This is a genomic window from Candidatus Bathyarchaeota archaeon, from assembly GCA_018396705.1.
Classification (GTDB): Archaea; Thermoproteota; Bathyarchaeia; order Bathyarchaeales; family Bathycorpusculaceae; genus DRVP01.
Genome location: JAGTQZ010000006.1, coordinates 88,440 through 112,597 on the forward strand (window position 1 = coordinate 88,440; position 24,158 = coordinate 112,597).

At 43.3% G+C, this 24,158-nt stretch carries 31 protein-coding genes; 19 read left to right on the forward strand and 12 right to left on the reverse strand.

All coding sequences use genetic code 11. From position 1 onward, the window contains the following. Positions 1 to 270: 270 nt before the first annotated feature. From KEJ24_06915 to KEJ24_06955, 9 genes are all read left to right on the forward strand, one after another. A complete protein-coding gene (locus KEJ24_06915; GenBank protein MBS7647550.1) occupies positions 271 to 2,073 on the forward strand; it encodes a ribosome biogenesis/translation initiation ATPase RLI in 1,803 nt (600 codons plus the stop codon). A gap of 265 nt (positions 2,074 to 2,338) precedes the next feature. Beyond that, positions 2,339 to 3,868, forward strand: a complete 1,530-nt coding sequence (locus KEJ24_06920) for a DNA topoisomerase VI subunit B (GenBank protein MBS7647551.1) — start codon at positions 2,339 to 2,341, stop codon at positions 3,866 to 3,868. A 70-nt stretch (positions 3,869 to 3,938) separates the two neighbouring features. Continuing rightward, positions 3,939 to 4,940 (forward strand): DNA topoisomerase IV subunit A, encoded by a 1,002-nt coding sequence (locus KEJ24_06925; GenBank protein MBS7647552.1) that lies wholly within the window; start codon positions 3,939 to 3,941, stop codon positions 4,938 to 4,940. A gap of 70 nt (positions 4,941 to 5,010) precedes the next feature. Further along, a complete protein-coding gene (locus KEJ24_06930; GenBank protein MBS7647553.1) occupies positions 5,011 to 5,208 on the forward strand; it encodes a hypothetical protein in 198 nt (65 codons plus the stop codon). Between the two features lie 91 nt (positions 5,209 to 5,299). After that, positions 5,300 to 7,081 carry a translation initiation factor IF-2 gene (gene infB / locus KEJ24_06935; GenBank protein MBS7647554.1) on the forward strand — a complete coding sequence of 594 codons (1,782 nt, stop codon included), beginning with the start codon at positions 5,300 to 5,302 and terminating at the stop codon, positions 7,079 to 7,081. A 102-nt stretch (positions 7,082 to 7,183) separates the two neighbouring features. Then, positions 7,184 to 7,489, forward strand: a complete 306-nt coding sequence (locus tag KEJ24_06940) for a hypothetical protein (GenBank protein ID MBS7647555.1) — start codon at positions 7,184 to 7,186, stop codon at positions 7,487 to 7,489. A gap of 18 nt (positions 7,490 to 7,507) precedes the next feature. After that, a complete protein-coding gene (locus KEJ24_06945) occupies positions 7,508 to 7,918 on the forward strand; it encodes a hypothetical protein (GenBank protein MBS7647556.1) in 411 nt (136 codons plus the stop codon). Positions 7,919 to 8,196: 278 nt separating this feature from the next. Then, a complete protein-coding gene (locus KEJ24_06950; protein ID MBS7647557.1) occupies positions 8,197 to 9,513 on the forward strand; it encodes a bifunctional 5,6,7,8-tetrahydromethanopterin hydro-lyase/3-hexulose-6-phosphate synthase in 1,317 nt (438 codons plus the stop codon). Positions 9,514 to 9,610: 97 nt separating this feature from the next. Further along, positions 9,611 to 9,991 carry a 30S ribosomal protein S6e gene (locus KEJ24_06955; GenBank protein ID MBS7647558.1) on the forward strand — a complete coding sequence of 127 codons (381 nt, stop codon included), beginning with the start codon at positions 9,611 to 9,613 and terminating at the stop codon, positions 9,989 to 9,991. Here the strand turns inward: KEJ24_06955 and KEJ24_06960 are convergent. Then, positions 9,988 to 10,506, reverse strand: coding sequence for a cob(I)yrinic acid a,c-diamide adenosyltransferase (locus tag KEJ24_06960; GenBank protein MBS7647559.1), 519 nt, complete (start codon positions 10,504 to 10,506; stop codon positions 9,988 to 9,990). The genes KEJ24_06955 and KEJ24_06960 overlap by 4 nt on opposite strands. 116 nt (positions 10,507 to 10,622) lie before the next feature. Here KEJ24_06960 and KEJ24_06965 point away from each other — a divergent pair, with 116 nt between their 5' ends. Genes KEJ24_06965 through KEJ24_07000 form a run of 8 tightly spaced genes read left to right on the forward strand, consistent with a single transcriptional unit; the run spans position 10,623 to position 14,654 of the window. Further along, positions 10,623 to 11,873, forward strand: coding sequence for a translation initiation factor IF-2 subunit gamma (locus tag KEJ24_06965; GenBank protein ID MBS7647560.1), 1,251 nt, complete (start codon positions 10,623 to 10,625; stop codon positions 11,871 to 11,873). After that, positions 11,874 to 12,299 carry a hypothetical protein gene (locus tag KEJ24_06970; protein ID MBS7647561.1) on the forward strand — a complete coding sequence of 142 codons (426 nt, stop codon included), beginning with the start codon at positions 11,874 to 11,876 and terminating at the stop codon, positions 12,297 to 12,299. A gap of 2 nt (positions 12,300 to 12,301) precedes the next feature. Continuing rightward, the gene (locus KEJ24_06975; protein MBS7647562.1) at positions 12,302 to 12,907 is read left to right on the forward strand and encodes a DNA-directed RNA polymerase; all 606 of its coding nucleotides are present in this window, start codon (positions 12,302 to 12,304) and stop codon (positions 12,905 to 12,907) included. Continuing rightward, entirely contained in the window at positions 12,904 to 13,089 is a 186-nt protein-coding gene (locus KEJ24_06980) for a DNA-directed RNA polymerase, subunit E'' (GenBank protein MBS7647563.1), read from the forward strand. Before KEJ24_06975 ends, KEJ24_06980 begins: the two co-directional genes overlap by 4 nt. Then, on the forward strand, positions 13,090 to 13,620 hold the full coding sequence (locus tag KEJ24_06985; protein ID MBS7647564.1) for a DUF359 domain-containing protein: 531 nt from the start codon (positions 13,090 to 13,092) through the stop codon (positions 13,618 to 13,620). A gap of 46 nt (positions 13,621 to 13,666) precedes the next feature. Further along, positions 13,667 to 13,978: a 30S ribosomal protein S24e gene (gene rps24e, locus KEJ24_06990; protein ID MBS7647565.1), complete on the forward strand. Its 312-nt coding sequence runs from the start codon at positions 13,667 to 13,669 to the stop codon at positions 13,976 to 13,978. A gap of 1 nt (position 13,979) precedes the next feature. Then, positions 13,980 to 14,192 (forward strand): 30S ribosomal protein S27ae, encoded by a 213-nt coding sequence (locus KEJ24_06995; protein MBS7647566.1) that lies wholly within the window; start codon positions 13,980 to 13,982, stop codon positions 14,190 to 14,192. A 33-nt stretch (positions 14,193 to 14,225) separates the two neighbouring features. Beyond that, positions 14,226 to 14,654 (forward strand): hypothetical protein, encoded by a 429-nt coding sequence (locus KEJ24_07000; protein MBS7647567.1) that lies wholly within the window; start codon positions 14,226 to 14,228, stop codon positions 14,652 to 14,654. Positions 14,655 to 15,182: 528 nt separating this feature from the next. Here the strand turns inward: KEJ24_07000 and KEJ24_07005 are convergent. The 6 genes from KEJ24_07005 to KEJ24_07030 form a co-directional block, all read right to left on the reverse strand. Then, complete coding sequence (locus KEJ24_07005) at positions 15,183 to 15,587, reverse strand: 30S ribosomal protein S19 (protein MBS7647568.1); 405 nt, start codon at positions 15,585 to 15,587, stop codon at positions 15,183 to 15,185. 51 nt (positions 15,588 to 15,638) lie between these two features. After that, the gene (locus tag KEJ24_07010; GenBank protein MBS7647569.1) at positions 15,639 to 16,382 is read right to left on the reverse strand and encodes a 50S ribosomal protein L2; all 744 of its coding nucleotides are present in this window, start codon (positions 16,380 to 16,382) and stop codon (positions 15,639 to 15,641) included. Between the two features lie 23 nt (positions 16,383 to 16,405). Then, a complete protein-coding gene (locus tag KEJ24_07015) occupies positions 16,406 to 16,666 on the reverse strand; it encodes a 50S ribosomal protein L23 (protein MBS7647570.1) in 261 nt (86 codons plus the stop codon). Then, positions 16,666 to 17,454, reverse strand: a complete 789-nt coding sequence (gene rpl4p / locus KEJ24_07020) for a 50S ribosomal protein L4 (GenBank protein ID MBS7647571.1) — start codon at positions 17,452 to 17,454, stop codon at positions 16,666 to 16,668. Before rpl4p ends, KEJ24_07015 begins: the two co-directional genes overlap by 1 nt. 20 nt (positions 17,455 to 17,474) lie before the next feature. After that, positions 17,475 to 18,488, reverse strand: a complete 1,014-nt coding sequence (locus KEJ24_07025; GenBank protein ID MBS7647572.1) for a 50S ribosomal protein L3 — start codon at positions 18,486 to 18,488, stop codon at positions 17,475 to 17,477. Positions 18,489 to 18,598: 110 nt separating this feature from the next. Then, a complete protein-coding gene (locus KEJ24_07030) occupies positions 18,599 to 19,156 on the reverse strand; it encodes an adenylyl-sulfate kinase (GenBank protein ID MBS7647573.1) in 558 nt (185 codons plus the stop codon). Between the two features lie 107 nt (positions 19,157 to 19,263). On the opposite strand from KEJ24_07030, the gene KEJ24_07035 reads away from it, so the two are divergent. Further along, the gene (locus tag KEJ24_07035; protein MBS7647574.1) at positions 19,264 to 20,040 is read left to right on the forward strand and encodes a metallophosphoesterase; all 777 of its coding nucleotides are present in this window, start codon (positions 19,264 to 19,266) and stop codon (positions 20,038 to 20,040) included. On the opposite strand, the gene KEJ24_07040 is transcribed toward KEJ24_07035, so the two are convergent. Then, entirely contained in the window at positions 20,026 to 20,454 is a 429-nt protein-coding gene (locus KEJ24_07040; protein ID MBS7647575.1) for a GIY-YIG nuclease family protein, read from the reverse strand. The genes KEJ24_07035 and KEJ24_07040 overlap by 15 nt on opposite strands. A gap of 123 nt (positions 20,455 to 20,577) precedes the next feature. Next, the gene (locus KEJ24_07045) at positions 20,578 to 21,702 is read right to left on the reverse strand and encodes an aminoglycoside phosphotransferase family protein (protein MBS7647576.1); all 1,125 of its coding nucleotides are present in this window, start codon (positions 21,700 to 21,702) and stop codon (positions 20,578 to 20,580) included. A 90-nt stretch (positions 21,703 to 21,792) separates the two neighbouring features. Between KEJ24_07045 and KEJ24_07050 the strand changes: the two genes are divergently transcribed. Then, complete coding sequence (locus KEJ24_07050) at positions 21,793 to 22,188, forward strand: hypothetical protein (protein ID MBS7647577.1); 396 nt, start codon at positions 21,793 to 21,795, stop codon at positions 22,186 to 22,188. Here the strand turns inward: KEJ24_07050 and KEJ24_07055 are convergent. The 3 genes from KEJ24_07055 to dph2 all read right to left on the reverse strand — a co-directional run bounded on the left by KEJ24_07055 (position 22,178) and on the right by dph2 (position 24,137). Beyond that, positions 22,178 to 22,459, reverse strand: a complete 282-nt coding sequence (locus KEJ24_07055) for a DNA-directed RNA polymerase subunit L (protein MBS7647578.1) — start codon at positions 22,457 to 22,459, stop codon at positions 22,178 to 22,180. The genes KEJ24_07050 and KEJ24_07055 overlap by 11 nt on opposite strands. A 20-nt stretch (positions 22,460 to 22,479) precedes the next feature. Continuing rightward, complete coding sequence (locus tag KEJ24_07060; protein MBS7647579.1) at positions 22,480 to 23,061, reverse strand: exosome complex RNA-binding protein Csl4; 582 nt, start codon at positions 23,059 to 23,061, stop codon at positions 22,480 to 22,482. 80 nt (positions 23,062 to 23,141) lie between these two features. Beyond that, positions 23,142 to 24,137, reverse strand: a complete 996-nt coding sequence (gene dph2, locus KEJ24_07065; protein MBS7647580.1) for a diphthamide biosynthesis enzyme Dph2 — start codon at positions 24,135 to 24,137, stop codon at positions 23,142 to 23,144. Positions 24,138 to 24,158 lie beyond the last annotated feature (21 nt).

The window sequence follows — 24,158 nt, forward strand, 5'->3', positions numbered from 1 at the left end:
TCGAATAAAAATGTTTAAAACATCTTGCGCGGCTCTCAATATGCTAACTCTATCTCCCGGAGGTGAAAAGCTTGTTCGAAGAGGAAGAAGAATGGGAAGAAGAAGATTGGGAAGAAGAGGAAGAGTGGGAAGAAGAGGAATGGTAAAATCAAGCTTTTTACCGCTTTCCCAGTTTCTTTATTATCCGAAAAGTTTTTAGTAGCATATTCATTTTGATTTTAGGGCCCAATAATTATCATCGGCAAAATTCGTTTAGTTGCTGGTTGAACCATGACGCGGATAGCTGTGCTAGATTCGGACAAATGTAAGCCAAAACGCTGTGGTAAACAGTGTCATCGTTTCTGTCCTATGGTTAGGAGTCGCGTGGAAGCAATCCGCTTTGAAAATACAAAACTAGTAATTGTAGAAGCTTTATGCTCGGGATGTGGGATCTGCGTTAAAAAATGTCCATTCAACGCTATATCTATAGTAAATTTACCTGACGAGCTGGAAAAGGACTGTAGCCACCGCTTCGGCCCAAACACATTTAAGCTTTATAGACTTCCAACACCGTCACCAGGCACAGTGTTAGGCTTGCTTGGCAAAAACGGTATTGGAAAGACAACGGCCTTGAAAATTCTCTCTGGCGAAATTAAGCTCAACCTTGGAAAATTTGAAAACCCGCCCAGCTGGGACGAGATAATACGATATTTCAGAGGCTCAACATTACAAGAGTATTTTCAAAGAATGAGTGAAGGCAAACTCAAAGTTGTGCATAAACCTCAATACGTAGATAAAATCCCAAGAGTTGTGTCCGGCAAAGTTGGCGAACTTATAGAAAAAGCAAATGAACGAGGCGCCATGCTAAACGCCATTGCGGAGCGGTTAGAGTTAAAGAAAATTTGGAATAGACCGTTAGAGGCTCTAAGTGGTGGCGAGCTTCAACGGGTTGCTATAGCGGTTGCCATATGCCGCGAAGCCGATGTGTATCTTTTCGATGAGCCCTCAAGTTATTTGGACGTAAAACAGCGGCTTGAGGTTGCAAAAGCCATAAGAACATTGAAAAAAGAGAATAAAACCGTAATTGTGGCAGAACATGACCTTGCCATAATAGATTACCTTTCAGATCAAATATGCATATTCTACGGCGAGGCAGGTGTTTATGGCATAGTTTCCCATGTACACGGCGTTCGAACAGGCATAAACATTTACCTTCAAGGTTATATCCCTGACGAAAATGTCCGCTTTAGAAAAGAAGCCATAATCTTCCATGAAAAACCACCAACAATCAGTTTCGGTGGCGGAGAAACACTGCTAAGATGGAACAGCATAGAGAAAACCTATGAAGGATTCAAGCTTGTAGCTTACCCTGGTGAGATTAAGAAAGGTGAAATCATAGGAATTCTTGGACCTAATGGTATTGGAAAAACAACTTTCATAAAAATATTGGCGGGATTAGAGAAAACTGATGATGGAAAAGAGTTTAAAGAGTTGGAGGTAAGCTACAAACCTCAGTATATCTCAGCGGAATATCAGGGCACGGTGCAAGAGCTATTAATGAGCATAGCTAAAGAGGAATTTGGCTCAAGTTGGTACAAGGTTGAAATCCTTCAACCGCTTGGGCTAGAAAAGTTTCTAGATAGAAATGTTACTGAGCTAAGTGGTGGTGAACTGCAGAAAACCGCCATAGCTGCATGTCTCTCAAGAAAAGCGGACCTCTACCTTTTAGACGAGCCCAGCGCCTACCTAGACGTGGAGGAGAGGCTCAATATGGCGCGCACTGTACGGAGAGTTGTGGAAGCCCGCGGTGCCACGGCCTTTGTGGTTGAACATGATGTGGTTGCCCAAGACTTCATCGCAGACCGTCTCATGGTTTTCATAGGAGAACCAGGTGTGAAAGGTTTTGCAAATCCGCCTACAAGCCTCAGAGAAGGGATGAACACATTCCTAAAAGAGATGAACGTGACCTTTAGAAGGGACCCTATAACGAAAAGGCCTCGCGTAAACAAGGAAGGCTCAAAGCTAGACAAGTACCAGAAGGAGATAGGAGAATACTATTATGTGCGAACCACAACTATAACAGAAGAAGAATAGCGAGAAGAAAGAAATTGGAAAACTTGTGGAACGCATGTCCTAAACTATTTGGCTTTTCCGAAAGCGTCCAAAGTTAAAATACTCACGGCAAAAGTTAAAGACTTCAAAATAATCTTTGAAATTGTTAGGGTAAATTAGCCAAGGAAAACTCTGCCAGAGCTTTTTAAGAAATGAAGAATTCCAACCGGAACTGTATAGTTAAATTAATGTGTGTGCCGTGTATACGTAAAGGTGAAACTCACGAGAGGTGCTGGTGGAGGCTTAGGTGGCACAAGTAACGTTTGAAGAGATAAGCGCTTCAGATTTTTTCTACCGGAACCGAGACATAGCCGGGTTCACAAACCCAACAAGAGCGATTTTCGCCGCCATAAGGGAGCTTGTTGAAAACTCTTTGGATGCTGCTGAAAGTCTCAAGATACCGCCAGACATATATGTAAGGCTCTCTTTTGAAGGGGAAGCCAGCCAAGAAACCCAGATCTACAAGTTGAGGGTTGAAGACAACGGTTGCGGCATCCCACCGCGACATATTCCCTCAGCTTTTGGACAAGTGCTTTACGGTTCAAAATATAAGTTAAAACAGCAGAGAGGCACCTTCGGCCTAGGTGGCAAAATGGCCATCTTATACGGGCAGATAACAACCCACCAACCTGCCACCATAATTTCAAGCACTAGCCCGTCTTCCAAAATTTACATGTATAAACTCATGATTGATATTCAGCGGAACCGTCCGATAATTCTTGACCGCAAGGTTTTCTTGAACAAGGAAGGGTGGCGAGGAACCGTCGTCGAATTCAGCCTCGAAGGCGACTACTTAAGGGCCATGCCGAAAATTTTGGAGTATTTCAAGCAAACAGCCATGGTGAACCCCTATGCTAACATAACCTTTGTGGATCCTAAAGGTAGATTATACAAGTTTATAAGGGCAACCACTCTTATGCCAGATCCGCCTAAAGAGACGCTACCTCACCCCTACGGTGTTGATGTGGAGCTTCTTCAGCGTCTTATACAGGTTACGCCATACAACAACATGCTGGAGTTTTTGAAGAACCATTTCCACCGTGTTGGCGAAGTGACAGCTAAAAAGTTTCTTGAATTCAGTGGAATAAGCCCAACCAAAAACCCGAAGAAGCTTTCCCATGAAGAAGTTGTCAGATTAATGCAAATGTTAAAAAAGTTTAAGGAGTTTCTGCCACCAGATGCAAGTTGTCTTTCACCACTTGGAGAGGAACTACTTAAAACTGGTGTTCTTAAAGAGTTGAAGCCAGAGTTTGTGGCGGTTCACCAAAGGAAACCAGCCACCTATGCTGGACATCCATTTATCGTCGAAGTGGCAATAGCCTATGGTGGAGAAATTCCTCAACGGAACGGGTTCGTGATATACCGTTTTGCCAACCGGATACCACTGCTTTATGATGAGGCAAGCGACGTATCTGTGAAAGTTATAAACGCCATGAACTGGCGTCGCTATAAGGTTTCGCCAGACATGCCAATAGCCATAGTAGTGCACATTTGCAGCACAAAAGTGCCTTACAAAACCGTTGGAAAAGAGTTCATTGCCGACAGACCGGAAGTCAGACGGGAAATAGCTAATGGATTGCGAGAAGTTGCGCGGCAACTTCAACGCTTTTTAACACGGAGGGAACATGTTGACAGAGAACGCAAACGTCTCGGGATCTTCAGTAAATACTTGCCCAGAATCGCCGAGTTTTCAACGCGACTAGCTGGAAAGGAGAAACCTCCAGATATTGAGAGGCTTTTAAGGAGTGTGAGAAGATTTGGAGCCGAAGGAGTTTAAAAGTATAACCGAGAGGCGGAAAGAGGTTTTAGCCAGTCTTGAAAACCTTGGACTCCGAATATACAATCAAATGGAAAGTGGATTTTTCCCATCCATAGAAATGCCAAGCCGCTCAACTGAAAACATTTACTACGATCCAAAGTTCCGACAGTTCATTTTAGGTGACAAGAAGGTTAGGCGAAGCACACGCAATATCCGCCATTTGAAGCCTTTTGCCCAGCTTGTTTGGACAGCCCTTTTCTCTTATGAGCTCACGTCACAACGGAAAACTTCCACACTTAGAGATGTTTACTATTCGGCGCAAGCCTACGAAATGACATTCAAAGACCAGCAGGAATCAAACAACATTATAACTGATCTAGAAACAGTCCTCGGCTTTTCACGGGAAGACTTCAACATTTTTCCGGAGGAACGCTCAGCAGTTTTCGGCGATCTAACAATACGCTATACAGTGCCGGGTTACGAAGGTAAGACGTTGAACCTAACGTCGCACCCAGACGGTGTCATGATTGGACCAGCGTTAACTTCAGCAGAGTTTGTGGAAACGTCAGCTGATAAGGTTATAGCCATCGAGAAAGGCGGCTTGTTCACGCGGTTTATAGAGGAGAACGTGCATAAAAAGTTCAATGCTATTCTTGTGCTTACGGCGGGGCAAGCGCCTAGGGCAACACGCCACTTTATCAGGAGGCTGAACCGTGAACTTGGTTTGCCAGTCTACATTTTCACTGACGGTGATCCTTGGGGAATGCACATAGCTATGGTGATAATCTCCGGTTCGGCCAACGCTGCCCACCTAAGGGACTTAACAACGCCTGATGCCAAATGGAGCGGTGTGTGGGCAACGGACATTGTCAAATACAAGCTGCCCACAGACCCGCTGGACGAGATTGACATGAAGAGGCTTTATGAACTGCAAAAAGATCCCCGCTACAAGGAGGACCCCCTATGGCAAAGGGAAATAAAAACCTTCATGAAGATTAAGCGTAAAGCCGAACAGGAAGCTTTTAGCCGCTATGGACTAACCTACATTGTAGACGAGTATCTGCCAGCAAAACTTGAAGAAACAAAATAGATAGGGAAATTTAAAATAATTCCATTTTCATGTTATTATAGCAACGCCAGCGTGTTAAGGCGGAAAACGCATGAGCGAAGAGGGCGTATTTGGAATAACAGCGGCTGAAAAATTCTTTGGACTAATCCTTATAATAGTAGGTGCATTGACCCTTTACTTCACACTGACAAGTGCCCAAGCTCTGAGCATTTACGCTGGATTATTTGGCTTCCTAAGCTTCATAATACTTGCAGTAGGGTTCTTCCTTCTAATCACAAAGGCTGATTAGCACCTTCTATTCTTCCACAAAACAGTATTTTTAAGAGTAGGTTTATTAATTTGAAAGATGGCTTGTTGCTGTTTGTTTAGAGGAGGCAACCATGTCCATTAGGCAGCCGATTGTGTGCGTCCTTGGGCATGTGGATACTGGTAAGACTTTACTTTTGGATAAGATTCGCAAAACAAGCGTTCAAGCCCGTGAGGCTGGCGGCATGACGCAGCACATCGGTGCCAGCTTTTTTCCTGTTGAGACTTTAAAGCAGATGATTGGCCCGCTTTTATCGACAATTAAGGGTGAAATTGAAATTCCAGGTTTGCTTGTGATTGACACACCGGGACATGAAGCTTTCACTAACCTGCGGAAACGAGGCGGCAGCGTAGCAGATATTGCCATCCTCGTAATCGACGTGCTCCGCGGCTTTGAAGCGCAAACCTACGAGTGCATCGAAATTTTAAAGGCGCGTAAAACGCCTTTTCTTGTAGCAGCCAATAAGATCGACCGAATACCCGGCTGGAATTCTTATCCGGACACACCGTTCCTTAAAAGTTATCAGCTGCAAGACAAGTACGTACAAGAGGATTTGGACAACCGCCTATACGAAATAATTGGAACATTCTCACGTTTAGGTTTTAGGGCTGACCGTTTCGACCGCATAAAAGACTTTACAAGAACCGTGGCAATTGTGCCGACAAGCGCCAAAACAGGTGAGGGAATCGTTGAGCTTCTGGCAGTTCTGGTGGGTTTAACACAACAATATCTTAAGAAACGTTTACAGACCACAGCAGGTCCAGCTAAAGGCACCGTTTTAGAGGTTAAAGAAGAACCTGGACTTGGATTAACCCTTAACACAATCATTTATGATGGAACATTAAAAAAAGACGATCTAATTGTTGTGGGTGGAAAGGAAAAACCTATAACAACACGGGTTAGAGCCATTTTGGTTCCTAAACCGCTTGATGAGATTAGAGACCCCAGAGACAAGTTTTCATCAGTTGAGTCTGTTTCAGCAGCAGCTGGAGTTAAAATCGTCGCATCGGACTTGGAAGGCGCTGTGGCTGGTGCACCATTATACGCCGTTCCTGAGGGAGAAAAACCCGAGAAATACGTGAAGCTAATTTTCGAAGAAATCGAAAAAATTAGGATTACAACCGACGTAAACGGCATTATTCTTAAAGCTGACACACTGGGCTCTTTGGAGGCCATAGCCGAAAACTTGAGACGCAACGGCGTGCCGATTCGCTTGGCAGACATTGGCGACGTCTCTAAGAGGGATGTCACAGAAGCCGCCATTGTAAAAGAGCAAGAGCCATTATACGGTGCAATTTTAGCTTTTAACGTTAAAATTTTGCCGGATGCTGAAGAAGAAGCAAGAAATACTGGTGTACAAATTTTTAAGGAGAAAATAATTTATCACTTGATAGATAATTATATTTCTTGGCTTAAAGCCCAACAAGAAGCCAAACTTACTGCTGAATTTGAAAAACTAGTTAAACCTGGGAAAATCCGTATTTTGGAAGGGTATGTTTTCAGAAAAGCAAAACCAGCTATTGTAGGTGTTGAGATTTTGGCTGGGAGAATTAGGCCCAAATACAGCCTAATAAGGGCTGAAAACGGAGAGGACGTGGGTGAAATACAACAAATTCAAGAAAAAGGCAAAGCGCTATCAGAAGCCAAACAAGGTATGCAAGTAGCAATAAGCCTAGACAAACCGATAGTTGGAAGACACATCTTCGAAAAAGACCTACTGTATGTTAAAATACCGGAATCTCACGCCAAAGTTCTGTTAAAAGAGTTCATGGAAAGATTAACACCAGATGAACAGGAAGCATTAAACGAGTATGTCAACATTATGCGAAGGAGAACACCATTTTGGGCAGCGTAGGCCTCTAACTCCATCATACTAAAAAGAGTTTCTGGTTGTTAATTATTTTGAGTAAACAAAATTTATTAAGTGTCACGATTAAAGACACCTAAGGTGACAAAAATGGGGGGACCCTCAGAACGAGAATATCGAGAAAAATTGGATAGGATAAAACAGAAACTAGAAAAAAAAGTAAAGGATGTAAAGAGTCAAGTTGAGAAAATAGAAAAGGCGAAGGTTGACCTGCTAAAAAAGGTCAAGGAAATGAAGCATGACGCAGAGCGTGAAATATCGAAAATAGAGGAGGAAATATCAAAGTCAAAGGATTTGGCTCCAGAATCTAAGAGTAGGCTCCGCATAGAAATTGACGCGGTTAAGAACGAGGCGCGAAGGCGATATTCCGAATTAGAAGCTATCATAACGCCTTAATAAAGGCTCGGCTATGAAATGAAGAGAATTCTTCGAAAGCAGAAGTCGACATATATTGTCGGCATATTTCTCTGCCTGCTCGGTATAACTGCACTCATAGTAGCGTTGTGGAAAATATGCCCCAAATTCTCTACAAGCCAAAATCTCCTATCAACATTTTTATCGCTTCTCTGGACAGAAAACATAAACGTTGGCAACTTAATTGAGTTAAAACTTGTATACCTCGTCATTTTCGGAGATATCGCACTTGTTTTTGGTTTTATTCTATGGTTGCTAAGTCGCCAATGGCTAATTGTGCCTGGAAAAACTGTGTGGTATCAGTGCCCATTCTGCAAAAAGAGGTGGAAAGCTGTCGGAGACAAGGCGCTGATACACTGTCCACACTGTCGACAACTAGTGCATCCAAGAATCGCTGAAGGAGAATATTAAACGCGCTTTAAGGAATGATTTCTCGACGTCAACGATAAACTTCATAAATTCAAATCGGCGCCATCATTTTCACCAAAAGATCATCCGACAAATTTAAATAATTCCTCGGATAGAGGATACTTCTGCGTGCGATTGAAATGTCGGATAAAGATATTAAAAAACCCGAGTCTAAAGAAGAATTCCTCAAAATATTGACGGAGGCCGCAAAAAAAGAAGTAGAAACCCGCAGTTTTTTGTCGGGAAAACCTGCTAAGCCAACCATTTCAGGCACAGCCAAAATGCTTGGAATTCACAGAGATACCCTTTATTCTTGGCTCAAAGAGTTTAATGTCGATTTCGAGAAGGTAACGGAGAACATTTCCGTGATTATCGCACCGGAAACCCGACAACCCTCTAAGGGATATACATATCTCATCGGCGAGGCTTTTGTCGGAGAGGGCAATGAGGTGGCACACATAGACTTGCTAATAGGCGATAAAGATGGGCCTGTGGGAGAGGCCTTTGCGAATGGTTTAGCCCACCTTTCCATGGGGCACACGCCTCTTTTGGCGGTCATTAGGCCAAACCTTCCGCCTAAACCTCACACTTTGCTAGTGCCAAAGGTTACTGTGAGCAATTTAGAGGACGCAAATAAAATCTTTGGTCCAGCGCAAGCTGCTGTGGCTAAGGCCATCGCAGATGCGGTAGAGGAGGGGATAATTCCAAAAGACAAGGTAGATGACTGGGTTGTGGTTTGCAGCGTTTTTGTCCACCCTAAAGCAAGCGACTATAGGAAAATATATCACTACAATTACAGCGCGACAAAATTGGCCTTGAAAAGAGCCATTGCAAAGTATCCTTCGCTTGAAAAATTATTTTACGATAAGGATCGAGCTAAACATCCAATGTTAGGTTACAGAGTGCCACGTCTTTGGAGACCACCATACTTGCAGATTTCCCTTGACATACCTGACTTAGAAAGGACAAAGAAGATTATATCGCAGATCCCAAGAAGCGACAGAATAATATTGGAAGCAGGCACACCGCTTATAAAGCGTTATGGGGCAAAAGTTATAAGCGATCTACGTGAAGTAGCCAAGGACATATTCATTATCGCAGACCTTAAAACTCTCGACGTTGGAAAAGTCGAGGTAGACATCGCCTATGAGGAAACAGCTGACGGGGTAATAGCAGCTGGCTTAGCTCCAATAGAAACCCTCGACGCTTTTATATACGAGGCTAAAAGACTTGGAATTTACGCTGCCATAGACATGCTAAATGTGGAGGATCCCGTAAAAAAGCTTAAAGCGCTTAAAGATTTCCCAGACATTGTTATAATCCACCGCGGAATAGATCAGGAAACTGGAAGAACTATAGGTCTAGAGCTAATCCAAGAGCTGAAGGAAGCCTTTAAGGACAAAAAGTTTCTAGTGGCTGTAGCAGGAGGCATAATTCCGGAAACGGCAAAAGAGGCGCTGGAAAAAGGCGCAGATATAATAGTGGTAGGACGCTACGTTACACAGTCCAAGGATATTGAGAGATCCGTGAGAGAATTCCTAGAATTAACACCGGAGATGCGGGAGGACATAGACGTTTACAGGGTACATGTAGAATAAACTCTTTCTTCTCTTTTCACTATCTATAGAAAGGGCCTCATAACCCTTAATAGTTAGTTATTAAACTTTCATATTCACCCTAGGAGAGTACCAGTACATGGCAAAATTCAAAGTGATAGTTTCAGACCCCGAAGATGGAACTTCAAAGACTGTAGAGTTGGAGGATGCCCGTGCAGCACCGCTCATCGGAAAAAAGATAGGCGACATAGTTGATGGAGCCATTTTAGGTTTAGCAGGTTATAAGGTGCAGATAACCGGTGGTTCTGATAAAGATGGTTTTCCAATGAGACCCAATGTTCATGGCGGAGTTCGAAGAAACGTTGTTTTAAGTGGTGGCGTAGGGTTTAATCCAGAGAAAGAGGGGGAGCGACGCCGCAAGAAGGTCCGAGGAAATGTAATAACGGATGAAATCGCCCAAATTAACATGAAAATTGTTGAAAAACCAAAAGCCAAAAAAACTGAGGTTTCTGAAAGTTAATATTGTATGCCTTTTGTCGTAACAGTTTTCTCCGGATGTTTAACATCAACTATTTCATTTACAAAATCTGCCCTGTCAATCAGTTCTTTTGGAGCAAATCTGCCAGTTAAGACCACGTCTGTTTTTTCGGGGACTTTGCCTAAAAAGTCTAGGACTTCCTGTATATCTAAAAGTTTGCAATGCAGTGCCAGATTGATCTCGTCTAGTATCAGTAAGTGGGGCTTTTTCTCTTTAACTATCTTTTCTGCGAATTTCAGGGCTTTTTTTGCCAATTTTTTGTCTTCCTCGCTTAGATTGCTGAGGCCATGCCATCCTTTCCTGCCAAACTGGTAGATTTCATAATAGGGTGCTAATAGTTTGCGGATTTTGTATTCGCCAGTATTCTTCCACCATTTCAGAAATTGTATTATCACAACTCTGCGTTTGTGCCCCACAGAGCGCAAGGCTAAACCTAAGGCGTTAGTTGTTTTTCCGCCACCAGTTCCAGTGTAGAGATAAATATACCCCATTAACATTCATCGTTTAAGATTTTGCTGAAAGCCCATTTAAGACTTTGGAACAAGTACGCTCAAGGTTTATTAACTTGCTCAGAGACAACCTTCAATAACAACTTTATAGAGGAATCAGAAGGATGAATGGCGAGAAAACGGTAGCTCTGCCAAAGCAGCCGGAAATAAATATCGGAACAATTGGTCATGTAGATCACGGCAAGACAACTTTAGTGCAAGCGCTTACTGGAGTTTGGGCGGCAAGACACAGCGAAGAACTAAAGCGAGGCATAACAATAAAGCTTGGCTACGCTGATATGCCAGTCTACAAATGCCCAAAATGTGAACCGCCAAAAAATTATTCAAAAGAGCCAGTTTGCCCTCATTGTGGCACGCAAACAACTTTCGTTAGGGCTGTAAGCTTTGTAGACGCACCTGGACATGAAGCCTTGATGGCAACCATGCTATCCGGCGCCGCAATAATGGACGGAGCAGTACTTGTGATAGCCGCAGACGAGCCATGTCCTCAACCGCAGACAAGAGAACACCTCGCCGCAGCAGAAATAATTGGAATAAGAAACATCATAATCGCCCAGAACAAGATCGATATTGTTGACGAAGAAAGGGCGCGAAAAAGTTATGAGGAAATTAAAAATTTTGTTAAGGGCACAGTAGCCGAAAATGCGCCGATAATTCCAGTCTCAGCACAACACTCTGTAAACATTGACGCCCTTATACAGGCAATGGAAGAATTTATTCCAACCCCGAAACGAGATGAAACAAAACCGCCACTAATGTACGTTGTCCGATCCTTTGACGTTAATAAACCCGGTACTCCCATTGAACAACTGGAGGGCGGTGTTCTCGGCGGCACCATATTACAGGGAAAATTTTCAGTTGGCGACGAGATTGAGTTGCGACCGGGGATAAGCGTCGAAGAAGGAGGAAAAACCATCTATAAACCGCTTAACACTCAGATTGTTAGTTTACATGCAGGGGGAAAAGATGTAAAAGAGGCCCGTTGCGGCGGATTAGTTGGAGTGGGTACACTTTTGGATCCTTCACTTTCAAAGGCAGACGGGTTAACTGGGAATATTGTTGGAAAACTTGGGCAATTACCCCCTGTTTTAGAGGAATTGAACCTAGAAACATATATTCTTGAAAGAGTTGTGGGAACGAAAGAGTTAACAAAAGTTGAAAATATAAGCAAAGATGAGACGTTGCTACTTCATGTGGGTGCCGCGGTAACCGTCGGCAAAGTTATTTCAGTAAAAAACGAGGTGACCACGCTTAAGCTTACAAGACCTGTTTGTGCTTTGACTGGTTCAAGGGTCGCTATTAGCAGAAAAATTGCTGGAAGATGGAGATTAATAGGATACGGAATGATAAAATAGATGCCTACAAAAATAAACTCCAGCAGGGAGAAGTTGAAAATTATACTTGATTCAAATGCTTTATTTGTACCTTTACAGTTTAAAATTGACATCTTCGAAGAGTTGAAAACTTTATTAAACCGCAGTTTCGAACCAGTGTTGCTGCAGCCTATTAAGGCAGAGATAGAGAAAATTGCCGTTGAAGGAACGCCTAAAATGCGAAAAGCGGCGGCTTACGCCCTAAAACTGGCTGAAAAATGTACACTAGTCAAGTTTAGCGACGAATTGAAAAGCTCTCCCGACGATGTAATCGTAAAAGTTGCTGGTGAATGGAAATGTCCAGTGTTCACCAACGACAGGAGGCTCCGGAGAAGGTTAAGAGATATAAATGTGCCAGTCATTTATGTGAGACAAAAATCGCGGCTTGAAATCGATGGGAGAGTGTAAACTTGTTTAAACTAATAAATATGGAGGATACAATTCGCATACCCCCGGAAACATTTGGAAAACCGCTAGATACCGTGGGACATCAACAAGTTAAAGCAAAATATGAGGGAATCGTTGATGAAACATTAGGCTATGTTATAGCCGCAATAAATGTAAAAGTAAGCCCTATTGGGAAAATAATCCCTGGGGACGGGGCTACGTATCACAAGGTGACTTTTTCGCTTCTGACTTTTTATCCAGTTCTTCAAGAGGTAATTGAAGGAGAAGTTGTCGAGATTGCCGATTTTGGCGCTTTCGTGCGCATAGGCCCTGTCGACGCCTTGCTTCATGTTTCACAGTTGATGGATGATTTCATTTCCTATGATGAGAAACAAGGTGTTCTTTTAGGTAAGGAAACAAATAGGAAACTTACAACTGGTGACAGAGTCCGTGTTAGGGTAACTGCAGTTTCTTTAGCGAGGACTGGTGGTTCAGCGAAAATAGGTGTAACAGCTAGACAACCATTCCTAGGCAAGCTTGAATGGATAGAAGAAGATGTTAAGAAGTTGAAGGAGCAGCCGGGTAAAAAAGAGAAAAAAGAAGAAAGGGGAAAAGAGGATAATAAATGAGCGAAAAGGCTTGCACTTCATGCCACCTGATAACGAGTGGCAACATCTGCCCAAAATGCAAGTCCCCCAGCCTCAGTGATGATTATAGCGGACTCGTGATAATATTTGACCCAGAAGGGTCAACTATTGCGCAAGCGATGAAAATCAAAGAGAAAGGACGTTATGCGTTAAAGGTAAGGTAAATGAGTATAGTATATCGTTTACCTATGGAACTGCGGGGGAAACTTAAAAAACCGCTGGGTGAATTGTTCTCTGGCTCATATGAGGAAACGATCAATGAGCTAAGGGAGTTAATTGAAAAAGAAAAACCACCTTGCGTGGTTTCTGTAGGCGATGTAGTTTCAAAAAACCTTATAGAAAAGCAAATTCAACCAAAACTGTTTGTCATAGATAACAAGGTTATGCGGTTTGCCATAGAACCTGCTAAACTTGAGGCAGAGGAGGAAAAACATGTCAAAAACCCACCTGGAACCATAACGTCCGAGGCGATAAATGCTATACGGGATGCTTTTAAAACAACCAACACTGTGAAAATAGTTGTAGATGGGGAAGAGGATCTTTTGGCTTTGATAGCCATTCAGTATGCGCCCGAAAACTCCATAATTGTTTACGGACAGCCACATGAAGGCCTGGTAGCCGTTAAAGCTACACAGCAGAAAAAAGCTGAAGTTAGCGAAATATTGAAAGCAATGCAACTTGCTGCGAAAGACTAAATAAAGGGAAAATTGTATCAGAACAGACATCAACAGGGAAAACCAAATGGAAATCAAAATATTGAAAGAGAACAATAACCTTCTGCTAAAACGTAAGGAAGTGGTCTTCCGAGTTGAACACAACCAAACCGGAAGCACACCGTCTAGACTCGAAGTAAAAAACGCGCTTGCTAGAATTCTTAAAAAAGACGCCAACCTAATCTTTATTCAAAAATTGGAAACGAAAACCGGAACACACACAGCCATCGGTGTGGCCAACGTTTATGACTCCATTGAACAAGCAAAACTAGTTGAACCGGAACACATCATAAATAGGAATATCCCGCCGGAAAAACCAAAGGAGGAAGGGAAAGGGTAACATGACAGAAAACGTAGAGACCGCACAAAAAAAGGGGAAAACCGAGAAAAAGAAGAAAGAGAAAGGGGTTTACACACTTTACAAAGTTGAAAAGGATAAGATTGTTAGGCAGCGTCCCACATGCGAGCGTTGCGGTCCAGGATACTTCATGGCGGACCATGGAGACAGATATACATGCGGACACTGCGGGTTTACACGATATAAACACGCTTAAATTGCAGCTTACACTTAGATTGTGATGGTGTAAATGATCAGAGTTAATGTTTTAATAACCCATGTTTCTGGAGAACGCTTCTGGGACATTCATAAACCTGTTCCACCGATTCAAATCAACACCAACCTTAACCTTTTAGATGTTGAAAAAAAGTCGGATGAAATGCTGGAAGTGCCTTTCGTCTTAACCGTTAATTATAATCCTTCAGTGGCCCAAATAAGCTTGAAAGGAAGAGCATACGTAGCAGGCGCAAAAGATGAAATAGGGAAAATTTACAAGGATTATAAGGATAAAAGGCCTCCACCACCCATGCTAATCCAGTCTATTTCGAATGTTGTTTTTGTGGAAAGCATTATAATTTCAAGGACCTTGAATATTCCGCCTCCGATTCCATTACCGCAGATTCCGCCAGTCAAAGAGACCCCGGAGAAGAAGCCTTCGGGGGCAGATTACACCGCCTAAACATTTAGCCGCAATCCACTGTCTTTACGGAGGTTTGAAAGATAATTTGCTTGCTTTTTGCATGTTTTAATAATAGGTAAGGGTTTATCAAAGCTTGTCCGACTACGCAATTTTTGCCCGTGTATACTTTCCCACTTTAACAACTACGGTTAACCCAGTATCGATTATCTCTTCGATTTTATGTTGTAGCCTGTTGTGCGGCACTCTCCCATGAAAACTGCAATAACTGTTTTGTCTGAGGAATAAAAATTTGTTTATGTTCTCTCCAAATGCAGGGCCAATCCACAATATTTTGAATTACATAGTATGCATGAGTTACATGTCTAGACCATACACCTTGATCTACAGTTTGGAACCCCAAACGTATTCCAATATTTGTAAATCCAAATGAATGCAATACCATCGTAGCTACAATAACTGATAACGTAATAGATAAAAGTGAAAGTCGTGACCAATACACCATTAGCCCTAAAATGTGTTACGAAAAGTTTGATTTAGTCTAGGTTTTAGAACAGGACGAAAGGGAACCTATTTTAGAGGAACATACATTGATGAGCGGGATGCGCCTATTCCAGGTGTCCCATGTTTGACGGGTTTATTGGTTACGGCGAACTCACCTAGATAATGCCCAATCATGTCTGGTTTTATCTCCACCGGAACAAATTCTTTGCCGTTATGGACATGAATTGTTAAACCCACCATCTCCGGCAGTATCACCATGTCACGGGCATGAGTCTTTATTGTTATGCTTCCCCCCTTGCACATCGCTTCTCTAGCCTTTCTAACTTTTTCAAGAAGAATTCTCTGTTCTGTGGATAGTCCCCTTTGCAGGCTTCTCCTTTGCCTAGCAGGCAATAACAATATGAATTCGTCCATAGACATGCCTTGTAATTGTTCAAGCGTGAAACCGCGGTATGTGAATTCCCTTGGCATGTTTTATCCCATCGTTAAATTCTATAGAGATCCTATAAACTTTCCGGGAGATTACTCGCCTTCCTTCACGCGTTTCTTCCGTCGCCCAGTGCCTCTAGCTGCAATTAGACCGACCTTTTGTCCTGGTGGAGCGTTCCTTGAAACTGTTGTAACCTTCCTCGCGCTTCTTTTACTGCTTCCATAGGGGTGAACCGCGGCAACCATCGCCCTTCCCCTGGTTCGCGGATATTTGCGACCTCTAGCTCTCATTAAATGGAATTTCGCCCCGGCCTTTAGGAAAGGCTTTTCTGTTCTACCTCCTCCTGAAACAACACCTATTGTAGCGCGGCAATGGTCACTGATGTATTTAGTTTTTCCAGAGGGCAACTTTATCATGGTGCCTTGAGGGGTGTGCGCCACAACTGTGGCATATGCACCAGAAGACTTCGCAATTTTACCGCCATCTCCTGGTTTAAGCTCTATGTTGCATACCAGAGTGCCCTCTGGAATTTTGCCGACCGGCAGAATATTTCCAATGTCAATATGAGCTTCTCCACCCATTTCCATCTGTTGACCAACGTACATGCCTTCCGGCGCAACAATGTAACATTCTTCCCCATTTTCAAACCGTATAAGAGCCAGCGGAGCGCCTCGACCTGGATCGTGTAGAATTTCCTCTACAATACCTTTCATTACACTCCCGTACATGTCCTTTAGAGGGGGTGGATAACATGCTGGAGCCACCCGTTTATGAGTCGCGGCTCGGAAAGTCGGGCCGCCACGCCCTCTTCTTTGAACACGTATCCTCTTTCCCATATCAATCACCAATTATTCAATGGTTATAGTATGCCCAGTTTGATAGCTACGTCCGAAGCCTTATATTCTGGATATAGTCTTACAAAGGCTTTCTTACGACCGTCAGGGGTTATTACGATGTTTACTTTTTCAACTTTAACATCGTAAAGTTCTTCAACAGCCTTTTTCACATCGGTTTTTGTGGCTTTAAGGTTTACAATGAAAACTAATTTGTTTTCTTTCTCAACCATAAGACTTGCAGATTCCGTCATTAAAGGATACAAAATAACCTCGTAAGGATCCATTAGGCTACTTCACTCCTGCAGTAAATTTTATCCAAAGTTTCAATGGCGCCCTTCGTCCATATGGTAAGTCTACCCGGATGCGTGCCAGGCGCCAGAATTTCAGCGTTCAGTTCTTTAACGGGAACCACTTCTACTCCCGGTATGTTTCTGGCAGCCTCACCTATCCCTTTATCCTCAGATACAACAATCAATGGCCCAACGGCCTGTTTTATTCTTCTGCCGCGAAGTTTTCCTTTTCCAGCTCTAACTTTTGTGCTTTCTTTAACTCGATAAAGGTCGGCTAAAAGGCCGAGTTTTATAAGAGTTTCTTCTACATCTTTGGTTTTTTTCAAACTTTCAAGTTCATCCACAACCACTAATGGTATTTGGGGGACACCTTCGACAGCGTGCCCACGGGAAACAATTATCTCTTTGGAAGCAGTTGCAGCTATGGCTGAGAAAAGAGCTAAACGCTTTTCTTTCTTTGGAATTTTCTTCACAATCTTTTTTTCGGGTGTCGGTGGATGCGCCAGTCTACCGCCAACAGTTCCAGGGGCGAACGCTCCCCTTCCCGTTGGTCCCTTAATGCGTGGAATTCTGGCTATACCAAGGCCCACTCCTCTTGATTCGGCTGTTGTTCGTTTCCCGGCCATGGGATCTCTGCCTTGAGGTTGGAACATTGTGGATTGTATAGCTAAGACGCCCCGTTTAATCACGTCTGGTCTTATGGGTGTTTCAAAAATTGGAGGAAGTTTAATTTTTTCAACGGGTTTTCCTTCGAGGTCAAAGACTTTCACTGTTTTAGCCATGGATTTTCACCGTTTCCTCCCTATTTGCCTTGTGGAGATTCAAGGGATATATACATAATTTGCGGTGGTCCCTCAGGAATTTCTTTCGGCGGTCTTGCTGGATAACGCAGTTTTATTGGACGTTTTTCAGGTCCGGGTATGCTTCCCTCTATGAGAATATATGGGCCGCGAACTATTCCGTATCTGATGAAACCCCCTTTTGGTGTGATTTCTTTGCCGTCTTTGCCTATCTTTAATATACGCTTGTTGTATTCGGTTCTTTGATGGAAGCCCATTTGCCCTGCACGCGGAACCGTATACAGCACGTGGTGAGGATTCCATGGTCCAAGGGTGGCTACTCCGCGTTTTGTTTTTCTGCCCTTGTGTTGAAGAATTTTTACACCCCAGCGTTTTACCGGCCCTTGAAAACCTTTTCCTGTTGTTACTGCTATGACATCCACGTGTTGCCCTTCACGAAACACTTCGGCTGGGCTGACAGTTTTTCCCAGAATGCTTTTAGCATATTCAAATCTTTGCTGGATTGAACCTCCGCCAATTTCTATTTCAGATATGTCTGGCTTTTTCTTCGGTAGTCCAGTCTGTCTCGGCTGAGTTATTGCTATGACGCGTATTTTTGAGATTTTGTCGAGGTTCTCTTCTATCTTTTTGAGGTTCTCCGCGGTGTTGAATTTTTCAGGGATGGTTAAAACTCTCTCAAGATCGTCTGGTGGATCTTCCATCCAAGCTTCTGCGAAGGTTCGCAGTCCGTAAGGTGTTTTGGTGTAGGCTCTCACCCCGCAAATTAGAAGCGGGGGAGTTTCAACAACCGTAACGGGGCGGACAACTTCCTTTCCAAAATTTGGGGAGCGTTTTCGGTCTTCCACTACAACAGCGTAGGTCATACCAGCCTTATAACCGATAAAGCCTAAAAGTTTAGGAGTGTCAGCCTGTATTTCAGGCCAGTATCGTATTCTGGCCAATATACTTTTAGCGCGTTTCCTAGGCAAATAAGCAAGTGAACCATGTTTTGGAGCATGATGCTTCCGATGGCCCATTGCTCTCAGCTTCGCGTCTTCTAGGAATAAACATTAAGGTTATAAACATTACCGTTATCCACTACGTCAAATTTACGCTGAGAAGTCATCCACAAAAGCGATAGCCCTCTCTAGATTTTTGTGCACCATCTATCCAGTACTACTTGGAGGATTTTTTGCACTGCTTGTTCTGGCGTGTGTTGAGCAGTGTTTACTGTTATTTCGGGGCTTACGGGTGGCTCGTATGGTTGTCCTATACCTGGGACTGTTGGCGCTTTACCTTCCAGAGCCCTTAAATAAATTTGCCTCGGCGCGTAACGGGTTTCAACCCTTTTTGATTCACGTTCAATGCAAATTTCAAGTGGACATTCCAGGTAAACTTCCATAAATTTACGGATTTGCTTTCTAGCATTATCCCTATAACGCCGTAAATTGCCAGTAGCGTCTATCACTACGTTTACGCCATTTTGAGTTAGGAGCCAAGCAATATAAACAAGTGTCGAATAAACAATGTCCCGCTCTTCCAATGAATAAGTAGGTTTAGGTGTTAAATATTTACGTAAGACATCTGAAGATAGAAGTTGCGCGCGTATACCTTTTTGAAGCAGGAACTTGACCAGTAGGTTCGCCACTGTTGATTTGCCGCTTCCCGGAAGTCCGGTAATCCAGATACACCAACCGCTACGCAACTCTAGCCGCTTCCAGCATTTTTCAACCGCTGTTTAGAACATAAAGCATAACTTTTAATAATCGTTGCGCAACGCTTATTGTCCAGATTTCAGATCGGTGATTTGACATGCTTATTGTTCAAATTTCAGACCTTCATTGCGGGCCCATGTTTAATTATGGAAGTTTTCGCACAGCCTTAGATGAAATAAACGCTTTGTCGCCAGACGCCGTGGTGGTGACTGGCGACATAACAGAGAATGGAATACTTTCAGAGTTTAAAATGGCTGCGGACGAGTTTAAAAGATTGAAGGCTAAAAACGTCATCTATATTAGTGGAAATCATGATTACCGGTCCACTGGATATTTGCTTTTCAAACAGTTTTTCCCATTCAACCAAGTCACTGAGATCGATGACGCTATAATAATTGTTTTGAGCAGCGCCCGCCCGGATAGAGACGATGGGGAAGTCGGGCACAGACAAAACCTTTGGCTGGAAAATATCTTAGAAAAATACAAAGATCGCGTGAAAATTGTGGCAATACACCATCACATAATCCCAGTTCCGGACACCGGTGCGGATCAAATTACCATTGTAGATGCAGGTGACGTCCTCAGAAGTCTTGTAAAAGCCAAAGCAGATTTGGTTTTATGCGGACACCGCCACAGACCGTGGAGATGGCGAGTAGAAGACATACAAGTAATACACGCAGGAAGCGTTTCATGTGAAAAACTGCGAGGTTTCTTTCTCAACTCATACAACGTGATAGAAGTGAAAAACAAGAAAGTTGAGGCTAAGTTGAAAATTGTAGGCGGAGACTACATAAGCTTTGAAGAAGTGGTCAAAAGACGTGAAATCCTCCAGTCTTCAGATGTTTCCAACTACAGCGACTCACTGGCAAGATAAATATACGGGCGCAAAACCAAGCTTTAGACAAGTTGTTTCCAGTAAGTCGATGCTGCTGAAATGAAAGAGATGACTTTTACAGTTACAGTCTGAACATCCAAAACCCATAACAGGAAGGCCAAACTGGGCCAAAACATGCGCAGTTGCACATTCTTCTGGTTTTTCTGCCTCCTTAAAGAAGACTTTAACAACATTCACGGAGTTGACAGCCAAAAAGTAGTCGATGTGCCAAAACTTTCTTTTCAGCGCTTTTCTCAAATGCCTCCTTAAACGTTTTTCCAATCCATTTTGGGCAGAGCCTACATAGGCGTATAAACCTTTTGCAAAAGTTACAGTTCCCAGCGAACCTACTTTAACGGTTTCGTCTCGGCTTACTAATACGGCTAGGATGTAAATCCCTTTTAAAGTCGCCATTGACATACCATTTCAAAATTTCCTTGACAGCTTTTTCAGAATAACCCAAGGAGATAAGAATTTTCTGCAGATTTCCATTAGGTTTTCTGCCCATTCAAACACCTTGCATTAAGATGTTTTAGCCTATCCGGATTGTATATAGGTGTTTACAGCGTCCAAGTCGAATTTTTCGTGGCGTAACACATTATGCACAAAATTCAACAATTTCACTCGAACATCAAAGCTCAGGTTTGGATACCAGACTGGTGATGCCACCACTAGACCACGCCAAGCATAGAATGGTTGCACAACTTCCAAGATTTCCCAATCGTTAGTTTTTATCAGGTAGTTTTCCCAGAAAAGCCTAAACAATCTTTCAAAAACCCCGGCTAGCTCGCCATACTTCTGTAACGAATAGAAAATGTAATTTATTGTCATGGCTGTCACGTCATCGGCAGGTTCACCCCATTCGCCTCTACTTCTATCCAAGACCGTGAAGTCTATGTCTTCTCGGAACATGACGTTCCACGGGTGAAAGTCACCGTGAACTTGGCTAAGCCTATGGGTTTTGCGTTTAAGCCGCCACCGCCAAGCAACACATTCCTTCTCAATATCGATTAGGTCGCATTCGCGAATGAAATCTAAATTTGGCGGATAGCTGTCCAATAAGCCCATTATGCATTCGCCGTGCCCTACTAGTTCTCTAGCTCTTCGCATGTAAAGCCACTGTGCTTCCTTTTTCACGCTGTGGATTTTAACGAGATAATCCGAGAGCGCCAGGCAACGTTTCTCGTCTAAACTAGTCATCTCGCCAGTCGCCTTAATTCGGTCTAAGTCAACGTGATAAAGCGTTCCTTCCACATACTCGGTTAAAATGAAAAATTCTCCACAATCCCCAAGAGATTTAAGGTTTTTGCCATCGCTTGTGAAGGCTCCTATATCAATGGAGCGCACATGCTTGGGAAGCTTGTTGAAAGCGGAATGTTGCCAAAGTAAAACTTGTGCGCGGTCGGAAACAAAATCATGACCGAAACCTCCAGGTCGCATGGACTCTAAAACAACCTTTTTAACTTCGCCCATAAACCTAAACTCAATAACATAGGGAACACCATAACCGAAGCCCTTTAAGTCCTTAGTGCCCTCAGCCTTCTCACATCCGAGCCTCCACACACCGCAAATCTCTACTTCGCCACCATATAGGCTGGAAAGGTATCGCCTTAAAGCTTCCTCGGAAAAACTCAAACCCTCAAGTCCTTTTGAATTGTCCATCACTTTCAAACACACACCCAACACGCGTAAGAAAGCTAACAACCAAAATATAAATTAAAGCGTTAACAGCCATAAAACCGGGAACAACACATGTTGGAGGACTGGACAACCATATTCCCCTTCTTGAAGACTTATGGCAAGCTTAAAGAAGTCTTGACGGATCAAGGGCTAGCTGCGCTAGGCGACGCCTTCATAAACTTAACTTATTCATTGGCACTCTCAGCCAAAAAGGGCCAGCCTTCCGGAGTAAAAGTTAAAGGCTCAATACTTGCAAAGGCCATTCGAAAGGCTGGTTTGAGAGAACACATGCCATCTAGAATTTCAAGCCACATGATGGCTGACGCAGCAGAGGCTCTAATAGTCTACGCTTGGCTTCAAAAATACATAACGTTGGAAGAATGCATCTTAACTCTCTGCAAGGCTGAAAATTCTGTGGAAGGTTTTGCCGAATTACTTTCAATGATAAAAAGTAGACTCACGTTTTAAGGGCTTTCTCTAACTCTTTGCCAAACTTCTCATTTATCTCGAGAAGATTATCCACAGCTTTTAGTAAGGCTTCTTCAGGGGTTTTTCCACCTTTAGTCCGCACGTATATGATGGGGCTTGAAGCCAGCGGGTGGGGTATGTCATAGCCAGCCAAGTCAACATCTTCGTCTTCTAAAAGCTTTTTTTGTAAGAGGTTGCAGAGCGTGTGCCCCGCGCCTTCGACTTCAAGTTTAAGTTCGGTTTCAGTTTTTTTCAATACTTTAATATTCAATTTTTACATCGCCCACCTTTTCAAATTATTCCCTTGCCATAATCTATTGCAGTTTTACGCTTTTCAACATTTCCACATCGTGGACACTGCAAGCCACCACGCCCTTTTTGCTGTAGTACGTCTCCGCATTTTGAACAGAAAGCGTAAACCACACCTAAACTCTTATCTTTAGTGGTAAGATGGTACATTCTATTTTTTTCGCTTATAACCTTAGCCCTAACCATGTCCCCGGGCTTACAGACGTCAAACATGGAATCCACAAACCGTAGATGCACATCCGCAACATGAAGTAATCCTGTGAAGAATCCGGAGAGAAAATGCTTGCCAATCTTGAAAATTCGAACAGCGGCCATCTGCATTTGAACGTTTGATACTTGCCCAATCACGATACTTCCAACTTTTGGCACTGCACTATGAACGAGGGGGAAAACAGAAACTCGCTTGTTAAGATAGTCTATGAGTGCTCTCCCAACAACCTTCGAATAAATGACACCGTCTTTGACATAGGTGCCAGCGTCTGGAATAAACTCTTCAATTACGCCTAATGGCTCACCTGGCAACACTATTTGGCCGCTGTCGCGCTTCTGGAATTGTGAAGTCATTCTATGTCATCCCGCTGCAAGGGGTATGCATTAGCCAAACAAGTCAATAAACCTTTCCAAGTGTTGTTGTATAAAAGGTTTCAAAGGAAGCCTTTGTGGCATAAGTCCTTCCATGAAAGTTCTCCTACGGCCACGAGAGCCTCATTCACTGTGAGCATTGGCTTTTTGAATTTGGAAGGTGCATCAAGCGAAATTCGGGGGCAAGCAGTGTTCACGTAGGCATCCACGGTGGGAAAATTCATGACCGTTTCCGGCGTTACGTCTTTAACTGCAAATAGATAAGCGTCTTTTCCGCTTTTTTCAAGCTTTTCCTTGATAGCCAAGGCCTCTTCAAGCCTTTTTTGTCCAGGTTTAAGTCCAACCAGCACAGCGAAAGTTTTTGCCTTTTGAGCTTCTTGAATACAAGCCCATCTCTGCTTCTGAAGCTGTTCAGCCTCTCCACTAATGGAGTACGCTCTTTTTTCAAAGGGGTCAGCGATCACTGTTGGCTTGGATGTGGAAAGCGTCAAGCCCAAAGCATGGAAGCGGCCACCACCTATAAACAGAAAGCCCTCCACGTCCTCCATGATGGACTTAGCGTTACTATAGTCGCATCCGATAACTTGTCCTGGATAGTTTAAGCGTCCAGCATCACCGACCATGACGATTTTTCCGACACGCACAAGGATCTCTTTAACCTCTTCTAGTGTTTGCACATGCTGAACCGTTGTGGCTAACCCGACTTTGCGCCAAGTTTCAATGAAGGGCAACGCTTTCTCAACAGCTTCAGTTACACTTAGAGTTGCTCGTGCCTCAAAATAAACAGTAGGAACCTTCTCATATCTCAAAAGCTTCGCATGCCCATAATGAACTATTAAGTCTACGCCCAAACTTTCAGCTTCCGCAGTTGCCAAATCACATGCCCCATAACAAGGATCTGCAGAAACAATGGGTAAAGCTCCAGCTTTTTCCACGATTTTTGCCAGTCTCGGGCCTTCACTTTTTAAGCCATCTGGAAGCTGTATTAATACACGTTTTGCCTCGTATCTTGCAATTTCTTGTTTCAGCCTTTCCTCTTCAAAATCAAAAAATTTCAAAACAAAAACCTCCAACAAGCC

What these genes read in the sequence shown, in the direction of transcription:
- KEJ24_06915 (MBS7647550.1), top strand. Translation starts at nt 271, where the DNA reads ATGACGCGGATAGCTGTGCTAGATTCGGACAAATGTAAGCCAAAACGC.
- KEJ24_06925 (MBS7647552.1), top strand. Translation starts at nt 3,939, where the DNA reads ATGGAAAGTGGATTTTTCCCATCCATAGAAATGCCAAGCCGCTCAACT.
- KEJ24_06930 (MBS7647553.1), top strand. Translation starts at nt 5,011, where the DNA reads ATGAGCGAAGAGGGCGTATTTGGAATAACAGCGGCTGAAAAATTCTTT.
- infB (MBS7647554.1), top strand. Translation starts at nt 5,300, where the DNA reads ATGTCCATTAGGCAGCCGATTGTGTGCGTCCTTGGGCATGTGGATACT.
- KEJ24_06940 (MBS7647555.1), top strand. Translation starts at nt 7,184, where the DNA reads ATGGGGGGACCCTCAGAACGAGAATATCGAGAAAAATTGGATAGGATA.
- KEJ24_06945 (MBS7647556.1), top strand. Translation starts at nt 7,508, where the DNA reads ATGAAGAGAATTCTTCGAAAGCAGAAGTCGACATATATTGTCGGCATA.
- KEJ24_06950 (MBS7647557.1), top strand. Translation starts at nt 8,197, where the DNA reads ATGCTTGGAATTCACAGAGATACCCTTTATTCTTGGCTCAAAGAGTTT.
- KEJ24_06955 (MBS7647558.1), top strand. Translation starts at nt 9,611, where the DNA reads ATGGCAAAATTCAAAGTGATAGTTTCAGACCCCGAAGATGGAACTTCA.
- KEJ24_06960 (MBS7647559.1), bottom strand. Translation starts at nt 10,506, where the DNA reads ATGTTAATGGGGTATATTTATCTCTACACTGGAACTGGTGGCGGAAAA.
- KEJ24_06965 (MBS7647560.1), top strand. Translation starts at nt 10,623, where the DNA reads ATGAATGGCGAGAAAACGGTAGCTCTGCCAAAGCAGCCGGAAATAAAT.
- KEJ24_06970 (MBS7647561.1), top strand. Translation starts at nt 11,874, where the DNA reads ATGCCTACAAAAATAAACTCCAGCAGGGAGAAGTTGAAAATTATACTT.
- KEJ24_06980 (MBS7647563.1), top strand. Translation starts at nt 12,904, where the DNA reads ATGAGCGAAAAGGCTTGCACTTCATGCCACCTGATAACGAGTGGCAAC.
- KEJ24_06985 (MBS7647564.1), top strand. Translation starts at nt 13,090, where the DNA reads ATGAGTATAGTATATCGTTTACCTATGGAACTGCGGGGGAAACTTAAA.
- rps24e (MBS7647565.1), top strand. Translation starts at nt 13,667, where the DNA reads ATGGAAATCAAAATATTGAAAGAGAACAATAACCTTCTGCTAAAACGT.
- KEJ24_06995 (MBS7647566.1), top strand. Translation starts at nt 13,980, where the DNA reads ATGACAGAAAACGTAGAGACCGCACAAAAAAAGGGGAAAACCGAGAAA.
- KEJ24_07000 (MBS7647567.1), top strand. Translation starts at nt 14,226, where the DNA reads ATGATCAGAGTTAATGTTTTAATAACCCATGTTTCTGGAGAACGCTTC.
- KEJ24_07005 (MBS7647568.1), bottom strand. Translation starts at nt 15,587, where the DNA reads ATGCCAAGGGAATTCACATACCGCGGTTTCACGCTTGAACAATTACAA.
- KEJ24_07010 (MBS7647569.1), bottom strand. Translation starts at nt 16,382, where the DNA reads ATGGGAAAGAGGATACGTGTTCAAAGAAGAGGGCGTGGCGGCCCGACT.
- KEJ24_07015 (MBS7647570.1), bottom strand. Translation starts at nt 16,666, where the DNA reads ATGGATCCTTACGAGGTTATTTTGTATCCTTTAATGACGGAATCTGCA.
- rpl4p (MBS7647571.1), bottom strand. Translation starts at nt 17,454, where the DNA reads ATGGCTAAAACAGTGAAAGTCTTTGACCTCGAAGGAAAACCCGTTGAA.
- KEJ24_07025 (MBS7647572.1), bottom strand. Translation starts at nt 18,488, where the DNA reads ATGGGCCATCGGAAGCATCATGCTCCAAAACATGGTTCACTTGCTTAT.
- KEJ24_07035 (MBS7647574.1), top strand. Translation starts at nt 19,264, where the DNA reads ATGCTTATTGTTCAAATTTCAGACCTTCATTGCGGGCCCATGTTTAAT.
- KEJ24_07040 (MBS7647575.1), bottom strand. Translation starts at nt 20,454, where the DNA reads ATGGCGACTTTAAAAGGGATTTACATCCTAGCCGTATTAGTAAGCCGA.
- KEJ24_07045 (MBS7647576.1), bottom strand. Translation starts at nt 21,702, where the DNA reads ATGGACAATTCAAAAGGACTTGAGGGTTTGAGTTTTTCCGAGGAAGCT.
- KEJ24_07050 (MBS7647577.1), top strand. Translation starts at nt 21,793, where the DNA reads ATGTTGGAGGACTGGACAACCATATTCCCCTTCTTGAAGACTTATGGC.
- KEJ24_07060 (MBS7647579.1), bottom strand. Translation starts at nt 23,061, where the DNA reads ATGACTTCACAATTCCAGAAGCGCGACAGCGGCCAAATAGTGTTGCCA.